This window comes from Pseudomonas sp. LBUM1646 (assembly GCF_059716165.1).
Map to the genome: position 1 here is coordinate 6,240,001 of NZ_CP166810.1, position 11,917 is coordinate 6,251,917.

The 11,917-nt window shown below is 57.9% G+C and carries 13 protein-coding genes (1 of these 13 cut by a window edge); 8 read left to right on the forward strand and 5 right to left on the reverse strand.

Going from position 1 to position 11,917, the window contains the following annotated elements; all coding sequences use genetic code 11:
- Positions 1-1,116, reverse strand: the 5' portion of a protein-coding gene (gene tyrS, locus ACA071_RS28530) for a tyrosine--tRNA ligase (protein ID WP_497642087.1). The gene continues 84 nt to the left of window position 1, outside the view; the window shows 1,116 of its 1,200 coding nt (coding positions 1-1,116); its start codon is at positions 1,114-1,116; its stop codon lies beyond the left edge, outside the window.
- Positions 1,117-1,327: 211 nt separating this feature from the next.
- Between tyrS and ACA071_RS28535 the strand changes: the two genes are divergently transcribed.
- Positions 1,328-2,746 (forward strand): peptidoglycan DD-metalloendopeptidase family protein, encoded by a 1,419-nt coding sequence (locus ACA071_RS28535; RefSeq protein WP_497642088.1) that lies wholly within the window; start codon positions 1,328-1,330, stop codon positions 2,744-2,746.
- 3 nt (positions 2,747-2,749) lie between these two features.
- Entirely contained in the window at positions 2,750-3,841 is a 1,092-nt protein-coding gene (locus ACA071_RS28540) for an anhydro-N-acetylmuramic acid kinase (protein WP_497642089.1), read from the forward strand.
- Positions 3,842-3,908: 67 nt separating this feature from the next.
- Here the strand turns inward: ACA071_RS28540 and erpA are convergent, their stop codons facing one another.
- Both erpA and argC read right to left on the reverse strand, forming a co-directional pair.
- A complete protein-coding gene (gene erpA / locus ACA071_RS28545; protein ID WP_007947969.1) occupies positions 3,909-4,259 on the reverse strand; it encodes an iron-sulfur cluster insertion protein ErpA in 351 nt (116 codons plus the stop codon).
- Positions 4,260-4,426: 167 nt separating this feature from the next.
- Complete coding sequence (argC, locus tag ACA071_RS28550; RefSeq protein ID WP_497642090.1) at positions 4,427-5,461, reverse strand: N-acetyl-gamma-glutamyl-phosphate reductase; 1,035 nt, start codon at positions 5,459-5,461, stop codon at positions 4,427-4,429.
- A gap of 135 nt (positions 5,462-5,596) precedes the next feature.
- Between argC and hemJ the strand changes: the two genes are divergently transcribed.
- The 6 genes from hemJ (at position 5,597) to coq7 (ending at position 10,216) form a co-directional block, all read left to right on the forward strand.
- A complete protein-coding gene (gene hemJ / locus ACA071_RS28555) occupies positions 5,597-6,025 on the forward strand; it encodes a protoporphyrinogen oxidase HemJ (protein ID WP_403025846.1) in 429 nt (142 codons plus the stop codon).
- A 34-nt stretch (positions 6,026-6,059) separates the two neighbouring features.
- A complete protein-coding gene (locus ACA071_RS28560; RefSeq protein ID WP_497642091.1) occupies positions 6,060-7,028 on the forward strand; it encodes an NAD(P)H-dependent flavin oxidoreductase in 969 nt (322 codons plus the stop codon).
- A 92-nt stretch (positions 7,029-7,120) separates the two neighbouring features.
- Positions 7,121-8,098 carry a DUF805 domain-containing protein gene (locus tag ACA071_RS28565; protein WP_497642093.1) on the forward strand — a complete coding sequence of 326 codons (978 nt, stop codon included), beginning with the start codon at positions 7,121-7,123 and terminating at the stop codon, positions 8,096-8,098.
- Between the two features lie 62 nt (positions 8,099-8,160).
- Complete coding sequence (locus ACA071_RS28570; RefSeq protein WP_497642094.1) at positions 8,161-8,949, forward strand: SDR family NAD(P)-dependent oxidoreductase; 789 nt, start codon at positions 8,161-8,163, stop codon at positions 8,947-8,949.
- Between the two features lie 81 nt (positions 8,950-9,030).
- Entirely contained in the window at positions 9,031-9,369 is a 339-nt protein-coding gene (locus ACA071_RS28575; RefSeq protein ID WP_497642095.1) for a histidine triad nucleotide-binding protein, read from the forward strand.
- A gap of 199 nt (positions 9,370-9,568) precedes the next feature.
- Entirely contained in the window at positions 9,569-10,216 is a 648-nt protein-coding gene (coq7, locus tag ACA071_RS28580; protein WP_497642097.1) for a 2-polyprenyl-3-methyl-6-methoxy-1,4-benzoquinone monooxygenase, read from the forward strand.
- A 94-nt stretch (positions 10,217-10,310) separates the two neighbouring features.
- Here coq7 and speD read toward each other — a convergent pair whose 3' ends face one another.
- Both speD and ACA071_RS28590 read right to left on the reverse strand, forming a co-directional pair.
- Positions 10,311-11,105 (reverse strand): adenosylmethionine decarboxylase, encoded by a 795-nt coding sequence (speD, locus tag ACA071_RS28585; RefSeq protein WP_497642098.1) that lies wholly within the window; start codon positions 11,103-11,105, stop codon positions 10,311-10,313.
- Between the two features lie 239 nt (positions 11,106-11,344).
- Positions 11,345-11,767 (reverse strand): OsmC family protein, encoded by a 423-nt coding sequence (locus ACA071_RS28590; RefSeq protein WP_007941657.1) that lies wholly within the window; start codon positions 11,765-11,767, stop codon positions 11,345-11,347.
- Between the last annotated feature and the right edge of the window lie 150 nt (positions 11,768-11,917).

Sequence of the window (11,917 nt, forward strand, 5' to 3'; positions counted from 1 at the left end):
GCGATCAACAACCTCACCATCTATACGCACGCCACCAGAATTCAGGAGGTCGCGCGCCACTGCCGAGTTCTTCACCAGGCCTGCCTTATTAAGGACAGCAGCAATCGGCATATCCTCAGCAGCAGTCAGTTCGATCTCTGGCAGATCATCCGGCAACTCGCCTTCCTTCATACGGTTACCCGCCGCACGGTGAGCATTGGCCGCAGCCTCTTCACCATGGAAGCGTGCAACGATCTCTTCAGCCAGCTTGATCTTGATATCCCGCGGATTGGCACCTGCCTCGACATCAGCACGGAACGCATTGATCTCATCCATGGAGCGGAAGCTCAGCAATTCGAAATAGCGCCACATCAAAGCATCCGGAATGGAAACTAGCTTGCTGTACATGACGCCCGGCGCTTCCTGGATACCGACGTAGTTGCCCAACGACTTGGACATCTTCTTCACGCCATCCAGACCTTCGAGCAGCGGCATGGTCAGAATGCACTGAGGCTCCTGACCATAACCACGCTGCAGCTCACGCCCCATCAACAGGTTGAATTTCTGATCGGCACCACCCAACTCGACATCCGCGCGCAAGGCGACCGAGTCATAACCCTGAACCAGCGGATAGAGGAACTCATGAATGGCGATAGGTTGATTAGTTGTGTAGCGCTTGTCGAAGTCATCGCGCTCAAGCATGCGAGCCACGGTGTACTGCGAAGTCAGGCGAATGAAGTCGGCCGGCCCCATCTGGTCCATCCAAGTGGAGTTGAACGCCACTTCGGTTTTGGCCGGATCAAGAATCTTGAAAACCTGAGTTTTGTAGGTCTCGGCATTCTCGAGAACCTGCTCGCGGGTCAGCGGAGGACGGGTAGCACTCTTGCCACTCGGATCACCGATCATCCCGGTGAAGTCCCCTATAAGGAAGATCACCTGGTGCCCCAGCTCCTGGAACTGACGCAGCTTATTAATAAGCACCGTGTGCCCCAGGTGCAAATCCGGCGCAGTCGGATCGAAGCCTGCCTTAATACGTAGCGGCTGGCCACGCTTGAGCTTTTCGATCAGCTCGGACTCGACCAACAGTTCTTCCGCACCACGTTTGATCAGCGCTAGCTGCTCTTCAACCGACTTCATAACAGACCCGCAAGGCTCGAATTCAAAGGGAACCAACCATACAAGATCGCACGTCAAATACAAGGTTTGCCCGGCGCACGGACGCCAATCCACGGGCAGAATGTCCGCGGACTTGCTTCAGAGATGATTTGGTTATATTTTATACAGTTATTTCATCTTCATCATGTCATTCATCTTTTCCAATTCATCTTTTCAAAGTCAAAAACTACCTATGACCACAGAACCGTCTAAAGCGCCCCCGCTTTACCCGAAGACCCACCTGCTTGCCGCAAGTGGCATCGCCGCCCTTCTCAGCCTGGCTCTCCTGGTATTCCCTTCCAGTGATGTTGAAGCCAAAAAGACGACCCTGAGCCTGGAACTGGAAAGTCCTGCTGAACAACTGACACAAGATCAAGACGCTGCCGAAGCCGTCCAAGCCACAAATGAACCGGCAGCCTCCCCTTTCGCGCAGATCGAAGACAGCACCGAAGACACCAAGGAAACCGCCCAGGCCGCCCCTGAGCCAGTGGTCGAACCCAAGAAAGCCCCCAACCACAAAGAAGTGATTGTTGGCAAAGGCGACACCCTCTCCACCCTATTCGAAAAAGTCGGCCTGCCCGCCGCCTCCGTGCACGAAATACTGGCCAGCGACAAGCAGGCCAAGCAGTTCAGCCAGCTCAAGCATGGCCAGAAGCTCGAGTTTGAACTGGGCTCCGACGGCCAACTGACCAACCTGCACAGCAAGGTCAGCGACCTCGAAAGCATCACCCTGACCAAGAATGACAAGGGTTATGTGTTCAACCGCGTTACCGCCAAACCAACCGTGCGCTCCGCCTACGTACATGGCGTGATCAACAGCTCACTGTCGCAGTCCGCTGCTCGCGCCGGCCTCTCCCACAGCCTGACCATGGATATGGCCAGTGTGTTTGGTTACGACGTCGACTTCGCCCAGGACATTCGCCAGGGCGACGAATTCGATGTGATCTACGAACAGAAGGTCGTCAACGGCAAGGCAGTCGGCAATGGTCCGATCCTGTCCGCACGCTTCACCAACCGCGGCAAGACCTACACCGCCGTGCGTTACACCAACAAACAAGGCAACAGCAGCTATTACACGGCTGATGGCAACAGCATGCGCAAGGCGTTCATCCGTACCCCGGTGGACTTCGCCCGCATCAGCTCGAAGTTCTCCATGGGCCGCAAACACCCGATCCTGAACAAGATCCGCGCGCACAAAGGTGTCGATTACGCCGCGCCACGCGGCACGCCGATCAAGGCTACCGGTGACGGCAAGGTGCTGTTGGCCGGTCGCCGTGGTGGCTACGGCAACACCATCATCATCCAGCACGGCAACACCTACCGTACTCTGTACGGCCACATGCAAGGCTTCGCCAAAGGCGTGCAGACTGGCGGTAGCGTCAAGCAAGGCCAGGTGATTGGCTACATTGGCACCACCGGCCTGTCGACCGGCCCGCATTTGCACTATGAGTTTCAGGTCAATGGTGTCCACGTCGACCCACTGGGCCAGAAGCTGCCGATGGCTGATCCGATCGCCAAAGCCGAGCGCTCGCGCTTCCTCGCGCAAAGCCAGCCGTTGATGGCCCGGATGGACCAAGAGAAGGCCACCATGCTCGCTTCGAGCAAGCGATAAGTAATGGCGCTCTATATAGGTGTGATGTCCGGGACCAGCCTCGATGGCCTGGACATTGCGCTGATCGAGCAAGCCCCGGCGCTCAAGCTGATCGCCACGCACTACATTCCCATGCCTGAATCCCTGCGCGCCGAGCTGCTTGGCTTGTGCGCCAGCGGTCCGGACGAGATTGCCCGCTCCGCCATCGCCCAGCAGAACTGGGTGAAACTGGCAGCACAGGGTATTCACACCCTCCTTGATCAACAAAACCTGAAACCCGAAAACATCCGCGCGATTGGCAGCCACGGCCAGACCATTCGCCACGAACCGGCACGCGGGTTCACCGTGCAAATCGGTAACCCAGCCCTGCTAGCCGAACTGACTGGCATCACCGTGGTCAGCGACTTCCGTAGCCGCGACGTCGCCGCCGGAGGCCAGGGCGCACCATTGGTTCCGGCTTTTCACGAAGCCTTGTTTGAAGAGCAACCAGGTAATCGCGCGGTATTGAACGTCGGAGGTTTCAGCAACTTGAGCCTGATCGAACCCGGCAAACCTGTCTCCGGTTTCGACTGCGGCCCGGGGAATGTCCTGCTGGACGCCTGGATTCACCAACAACGGGGCGATAATTTCGATCGCAACGGCCAATGGGCGGCCAGCGGCAAGGTTGAACCGACACTGCTGAACGAGCTACTCAGCGATCCATTCTTCTTGACCAAAGGCCCCAAGAGCACCGGCCGCGAAGTGTTTAACCTGCCTTGGTTGACGCAGCACCTGTCGCACTTGCCCACCTTCGCGGCAGAAGATGTACAGGCGACCCTGCTCGAACTGACAGCTCTGACCATCACCGAATCGCTGCAAAGCGCTCAGTCAGATACCCGTGAACTGTTAATCTGCGGTGGCGGAGCGCACAACGCTACACTGATGGCCCGTTTGGCGAGTTTGCTGCCGAACGCCAATGTCAGCAGCACCGCCGCTTACGGTGTCGACCCGGACTGGGTCGAAGCAATGGCCTTCGCCTGGTTGGCCCATTGCTGCCTCGAAGGCATCGCTGCCAACCGCCCCAGCGTCACCGGTGCCCGCGGTTTGCGCATACTCGGCGCCATCTACCCCGCTTGAATCCCAGACAGCAAAACGCCGCAGGGTCATGAAACCCTGCGGCGCTTTGTAATACAGTGAAGCGCGATCAGATCGAGAACGAAGAGCCGCAGCCACAGGTCGTGCTGGCGTTCGGATTCTTGATCACGAAACGCGAACCTTCCAGACCTTCCTGATAATCCACCTCGGCACCTGCCAAGTACTGGAAACTCATTGGATCGACTACCAGACTCACACCTTCGCGCTCGACGATGGTGTCGTCATCGGCCACTTCTTCATCGAAGGTAAAGCCGTACTGAAAACCTGAACAACCACCGCCCGTAACGAATACGCGCAGCTTCAAGCGATCATTCCCCTCTTCATCGACCAGGCTCTTCACCTTGTGCGCGGCACCGTGGGTGAATTGCAAAGCCGTGGGGGTGAAGGATTCGACGCTCATGCTAACTATCTCCCGGCGTTACGCCGCCATATGCGTGATGACGGGCATTATCCGCTTCTCCTAGAAAATTGGTCAACTATTGTTACGGTATATCAATCGATCCAATTGTCAGACCAGAATGCAAAAAGGCCCGTTTAACGGGCCTTTTTGCTGAGCGGGGTAAATCCTTACGGCAACATGCCCGCGTGGGACAGGCCCAGGCGCTCATCCAGCCCGAACAGGATGTTCAGGTTCTGCACCGCCTGACCCGACGCGCCCTTGACCAGGTTATCGATCACCGACAACACCACCACCAGATCACCATCCTGCGGTCGATGCACGGCAATACGGCAAACGTTGGCACCGCGAACGCTGCGGGTTTCAGGATGGCTACCCGCGGGCATCACATCGACGAACGGTTCGTTGGCATAACGTTTTTCAAACAGCGCCTGCAGATCTACCGAACGATCGACGACAGTCGCGTAGAGCGTCGAGTGAATCCCACGAATCATCGGGGTCAGGTGCGGAACGAAGGTCAGGCCAACCTCCTGACCCGATGCGCGACGCAGCCCCTGGCGAATTTCTGGCAGGTGACGGTGACCTTTGACCGCGTAAGCCTTCATGCTTTCCGACGTCTCGGAATACAGCGAACCTACAGCCGCCCCCCGACCGGCACCGCTGACACCGGATTTGCAGTCAGCGATCAGGCGGGATGTATCCGCCAGGCCGGCTTCGAGCAACGGCAGGAAACCCAATTGCGTGGCGGTCGGGTAGCAACCCGGCACGGCGATCAGGCGCGCTTGCTTAATCTGCTCGCGATTGACTTCCGGCAGGCCGTATACCGCCTCTTCCAGCAACTCCGGCGCACCGTGCGGCTGGCCGTACCATTTGGCCCATTCATCCGCGTCCTGCAAACGGAAGTCCGCCGACAGGTCGATCACCTTGGTCCCGGCCGCCAGCAGTTCACCTGCCAGGGCGTGGGCAACTCCGTGAGGCGTGGCGAAGAACACCACGTCGCAAGCGCCCAGGGTCTTGACGTCCGGAACGCTGAACGCCAGGCCGTCGTAATGGCCTCGCAGATTCGGGTACATATCAGCCACGGCCAGACCGGCCTCGGATCGGGAAGTGATGACCACCACTTCAGCTTGCGGATGCTGTGCCAACAGACGCAACAGTTCGACACCGGTGTAACCCGTGCCGCCGACGATACCGACCTTGACCATAAACCTGCCCTCAACGAACCCACTGGAAAGCCGTCGATAATAGGGGCCGCGCGGCCCTGCGACAACCGTCAAGGTGACGCGCGGCGGCTCAAGCCTCTACTATTCCCGCTACCGTGAACCTGGGAATAACTAAAAATGCTTTATCTGTGGCTCAAAGCGCTTCACATCGTCAGCATGGTCTGCTGGTTTGCCGGCCTGTTTTACCTGCCGCGACTGTTCGTCTACCACGCGCAAAGCGAAGACACCGTCAGCAAGGAACGCTTCAGCCTCATGGAGCGCAAGCTGTACCGGGGCATCATGGGGCCGGCGATGATCGCCACCCTGATTTTCGGTATTGCACTGATCTACCTCAACCCCAGCATATTCAGCCAGGGCGCGTGGATCCACGCCAAACTGACCCTGGTGGTGATCCTGATCGGCTACCACCACATGTGTGGCGCCCAGGTAAAACGTTTTGCCCGTGGCGAAAACACCCGCAGCCATGTCTTTTATCGCTGGTTCAATGAAGTGCCGGTTCTGATATTGCTGGCTATCGTAATTCTGGTCGTCGTTCGACCGTTCTAAACTCAATAAGCCGCAACTTACCGGGGTACTTCCAATGTCGCTGCCCGCTTTGCTCGAACAACGTCTGCGTCTGCCGGTAGTGGCCGCGCCGATGTTCCTGATTTCCAATCCTCAATTGGTGCTGGCCTGCTGCCGAAATGGCGTAGTGGGCAGCTTTCCGGCGCTGAACCAGCGCGAGAGCAGCGGCTTCAAGGCCTGGCTGGAAGAGATCGAAGCAGGCTTGGCGACACTGGAGAACCCGGCGCCTTACGCGGTGAACCTTATCGTCCACAACAGCAACCCGCGCCTGCAGGCGGATCTGGATATCTGTATCGAGCACAAGGTGCCGATCGTAATCACCAGTCTGGGTGCCGTGAAGGAGTTGGTGGACGCAGTACACAGTTATGGCGGCCTGGTGTTTCACGACGTGACGACTCGTCGTCATGCGGAGAAAGCCGCCGAGGCAGGTGTCGACGGTTTGATTGCCGTGGCTGCCGGCGCGGGTGGCCACGCCGGGACCTGGAGCCCGTTCTCGCTGATCGCAGAGATTCGCCAGTTCTTCGACAAGACCCTGCTGCTGGCCGGCTGCCTGAACCACGGCCACGAGATTCTAGCTGCACAATTGCTCGGTGCGGATTTGGCCTACTTCGGTACGCGATTTATCGGCACCACTGAAAGTCACGCGCCTGACGCCTACAAGGAGATGTTGCTGACTTCCAGAGCGGCGGACATCGTGCATACTCCAGCGGTGTCGGGCGTGCCGGCAAGCTTCATGCGCCAGAGCCTGGAAGCCGCCGGTTTCGACACAGCAGCCTTGCAAGGTAAGGGCGAAGTGAACTTCGGCTCCAAGCTCAAGCCTATCAGTGATGAAGCCAAAGCCTGGAAAACCGTATGGTCCGCCGGTCAAGGCGTCGGAGAGATCGATGACTTGCCGAGTGTCGACCAATTGGTCGCGCGACTGGACGCGGAATACCGCAAGGCCCTGGAACTGGCCGCACAATTGCCAAAACGCTGGCCGCGCTGAGATGAAAGTTTGGCCAGCCCCACCCGGCTGGCTTTACACTCCACACCTGTAACGTTTTCTAACTTAATTTTTCGCGACAAGGATGCCTCGCAATGAGCGACAACCGTTTCAAGATCGTTTTCGACGGCGCTCTGCTGCCAGGTGTTGATGTCACCACTGCCAAACTCAATCTCGCCGAACTGTATAAAAGCGAAGTGGCTGCTGTTGAACGGCTGTTCACCGGCAAGATGGTCACGCTCAAACAAGGCTTGTCGCAGACCGACGCGCAATCCTACCTGCAGGTGCTGACAAAAACCGGCATCGATGCCCGAATCGAAAGCGAACCGTCGATAGAGCTGAATCTGGCCGATGCTCACGAGCATGTGTCCGCCAGCAGTCAGCCTGTTTTCAGCGAGCCCTCCTCCCCTTACGCACCGCCCCGAGCCGCTGTTGGCGAAAGCCTGCCGGCGTTTGCCACGCTCAAGCCCTTCGGCGTCGAAGGCCGCATCGGCCGCCTGCGCTATCTCGCGTGGACGATGACCCTGACGCTGGTCATGCTGGCCGCAGGTACGGTAGCGGCCATACTGGCCATCGCGATCATCAGTGCCGATTCGACCGCAGGCCTGATTATTGGCGGCCTGGTAGCGCTCATCCTATGCACCGCCGTCGCCGTCGTCAGTATTCAGATCAGCGTCCAGCGCCTGCACGACATCGGCTGGTCCGGCTGGACCTGGCTATTGAACCTTGTACCGCTCCTGGGCAGTTTCTTCCCGTTCGTGATCATGGCGGTGCCGGGTAGCAACATTGCCAACCAATACGGCCCGCCTCCTCCACCGAATTCCACGGCGGTCAAGGTGTTGGCTTCGCTCTGGGTAGCCTTTATCGCGATCATGTTCATTGGCGCACTGGCCGGCGGTTTCACGGCTATCCAGCAAGAGTACGAAAATGCCGCGGAAACCAGCTACGACAGTGGCTCGGTGACCACTGACGAAGTGGAAGTCGAGCCAGCCGACGAGGCCGAGCAAGCACCCGACTCCGCAGACGATGAAGCCGAAGAAGCCCCGGCCCCTGTAGACTCTGCGAAAGAATGAACAGCGCTCCCCGCCCGTGACACCTGCGTCGCCGGCGCGGAGCTGTTGCGATGGAGAACTGCATGACCCGTTACGCTCTGATCACTGGCGCTTCCAGCGGCATCGGCCTGGCGCTGGCCGAAGCGCTGGCCCGGCGCGGCCGCAGCCTGATTCTGGTGGCCCGACAGCGTGATCAGCTGGAAAGTATTGCGATTGAACTGACTCAGCGTTTTGGTGTGGAGGTGTTATTCCGCGCCTGCGACTTGGGCGAGCCCTTAAGGCTGTCCGGGTTTCTGCTGGAACTGGAAGAAGGTGATCGCCAGATCGATCTGCTGATCAACTGCGCCGGCATTGGTACATGTGGCCCTTTCCTGGCCCAGGACTGGATGACCGAGCAGGATTTGATCGAGGTGAACATCCTGGCCCTCACCCGCCTGTGCCACGCCATCGGCAACAGTATGGCGCTGCAGGGCGGCGGGCAAATATTGAATGTCGCCTCGGTGGCGGCCTTCCATCCCGGCCCGTGGATGAGCACTTATTACGCGAGCAAGGCGTATGTGCTGCACTTTTCCGAAGGCTTGCGCGTCGAGCTGAAAAAATGTGCGGTCAAGGTGTCGGTCCTGTGCCCAGGTCCCACGCGTACGGCGTTTTTCCATACGGCACAACTGGACACCGTAAAAGTGACCGACAGCAGGTTGCTGATGAGCCCGGAAGAAGTCGCGCTGTACACCGTGCGGGCCCTGGCAAAAAATCGCGCCATCATTATTCCTGGCCGACTTAATCGCTGGTTTGCGTTCCTGCCGCGATTCGGCTCGCGATGGCTGACCCGGACAATCGCCGGCATGGTCAACAAGGCCTACTGCCCGCGCTGAAAAACCTCACAGGTAAATGGCTGGGCTCGGGTCTACCCCGTGGGTACACTCAGACCAGCCCAAACAACGGAGAAAACAGCTGTGGATACTCTGTTCACCAAGATCATCAACCGGGAAATCCCGGCCAAGATCATTTACGAGGACGACCAGGTACTGGCCTTCCACGACATCGCCCCACAGGCACCGGTGCATTTTCTGGTCATTCCGAAGAAAGCGGTGCGCACCCTCAATGACCTGACCGAAGAGGACAAGGCGCTGGCCGGGCACATCCTGTTCACCGCCCAACGCCTGGCGCTGGAACTGGGGTGCGAAAAAGGTTTCCGCGTTGTCATGAACTGTAATGAAGAAGGTGGGCAGACTGTCTATCACATTCATATGCACGTGCTGGGTCAACGTCAGATGCATTGGCCGCCGGGCTGATTTACCGCCCTGCCCTGTAGGAGCAAGGCTTGCCCGCGAAATGGCCGATGCGGTCATTCAGATAGACCGCGTTATTGTTCTTCGCGGGCAAGCCTCGCTGCTACAGGTTCGGTGGCAGCCTCATCAGAAATGACCCAGCGCAAACCTTCCCCGGCCGATTCGGTTAAACTGGCCGCCGAGATTCCTCCCGGAGGTCAGCATGACTACCCAACGTCACTACTCGCCAATTGACCGTCTTCTGCTGCAAGCCGATGCCGCGATGCGTACCCTGCTGCCCTTCAGTGGCCAGCCGTACCGTCCGTCGCCAGCCATCGTGCAGCCGGAAACGCAAATGAGCGACGAAGACACCCGGCATGTTGCCGGCCTGATGCGTATCAACCATACCGGCGAAGTCTGCGCCCAGGCGCTGTACCAGGGACAGGCCCTGACCGCCAAGCTGTCTCACGTGCGCGCTGCCATGGAACATGCGGCTGAAGAAGAAATCGATCATTTGGTCTGGTGCGAACAGCGCATCCACCAGTTGGGCAGCCACACCAGTATCCTCAATCCACTGTTTTATGGCATGTCGTTCGGGATTGGCGCTGTCGCCGGTTTGATCAGCGACAAAGTCAGTCTGGGGTTTGTGGCGGCTACCGAACATCAGGTGTGCAAACACTTGAACGAGCATCTTGAACAACTGCCGGCCGAGGACGAAAAGTCCCGGGCGATTCTTGAGCAGATGCGAATAGATGAAGAACACCATGCGGAGAGCGCGCTGGACGCTGGCGGTTTCCGCTTCCCGGCGCCGGTGAAGTTCGGGATGAGTCTGCTGGCCAAGGTGATGACCAAGAGTACTTATCGGATTTGATCGTAGGTACGTGGCTTGCTCCTACAAGGGCTTTGCGACAGCAATAAAAAAGGCGACTGCCGTGAGGTAGTCGCCTTTTTTGTACTCGAAAATCTTAACTCGGCATGTTGCGCGCGTAGAAGATTTCCAGCATTTCGTGTTTCACCCGATCGGTCACCTGGGCACGTTGCTCAGAGGACAGACTGTTGGTTGCGTCGCCGAACAGGTAGTCGTCCAGTTCGAAGTTCTTCAGCAGCATTTTGGTGTGGAACAGGTTTTCCTGGTACACGTTCACGTCAGTCATCTGGTAACTGTCGCGGGTGTCTTCGGAGAGGTAGTTCTGGATCGAATTGATCTCGTGGTCGATGAAGTGCTTTTTGCCTTCAACGTCACGTGTGAACCCGCGCACGCGATAATCCACGGTCACGATGTCCGAATCGAACTGGTGAATCAGGAAGTTGAGCGCTTTAAGCGGTGAAATGACACCACACGTCGACACGTCAATGTCCACACGGAATGTCGCAATACCGTCCACCGGATGGATTTCCGGGTAGGTGTGCACCGTGATGTGGCTCTTGTCGAGGTGGGCCAGGATAATCTCGGGCAACGGGCCCGGGGACTCTTCGATCTGGCTGTCGGTCGGGGTTACCGGCTCTTCAGAGATCAGAATCGTGACGCTGGCGCCCTGTGGATCATAGTCCTGACTGGCGATGTTCAGGATGTTGGCACCAATGATATCGACAACTTCTGTGAGGATCTGCGTCAGGCGCTTCGCGTTGTACTCTTCATTGATGTACTCGACGTAAGCCTGCTGGTCTTGCGGGGTTTCCGCGTAGCAGATGTCATAGATGTTGAAGCTCAAGGTCTTTGTCAGGTTATTGAACCCGTGGAGCTTGAGTTTGCTTTTCACCGTTAAAAACTCTCTATGTATTGCGGCCCGGGCCGCGTGATCAAGCATGCCCGTCAGATGCGAACAACGCAGCTGCGTAGGACGGTTAACACCTCTTCGCGATGGCGATTTTGGTTGTCTGTTCGGATCGGCGGCCTGTCGGTTGACGGACCACGACCCTGAAAAAAGTGGCGCATTATGCAGACGTCAGCTATGGATCGCCAGAGTCTGCACTGCTTTTATGATAGTTGAATGTCGAATCAACCGAGTTCGATGATTTCGTAGTCGTGGGTAATCGCCACGCCAGCCGCGCCGAGCATGATCGAGGCCGAGCAATACTTCTCGGCGGACAGTTCGATGGCGCGTTTGACCTGGGCTTCTTTCAGGCCCCGGCCCTTGACCACGAAGTGCATGTGGATCTTGGTGAAGACTTTTGGATCTTCCGTCGCGCGCTCGGCTTCGAGGAAGGCTTCACAGCTTTCGACAGCCTGGCGGGATTTCTTGAGGATGCTGACCACATCGAAGTTGCTGCAACCGCCGACACCCAACAGGAGCATTTCCATCGGGCGTACACCCAGGTTGCGACCACCGGCGTCCGGCGGACCGTCCATGACCACGACATGACCGCTGCCGGATTCACCGAGGAACATGGCTTCGCCAGCCCATTGGATGCGTGCCTTCATCGCCAAGACTCCACTGTATAAAAAAGGGTCGCCAGCTTAGCACAGGGCCCCGCAATGACAGCGCTTCGGCTTTCTAGGACGACCGTACCAATACTGTAGGCAAATTCTCGAATCTTGTAGGAATGTGTCTGTTAAGCTGGCGCCAATTCG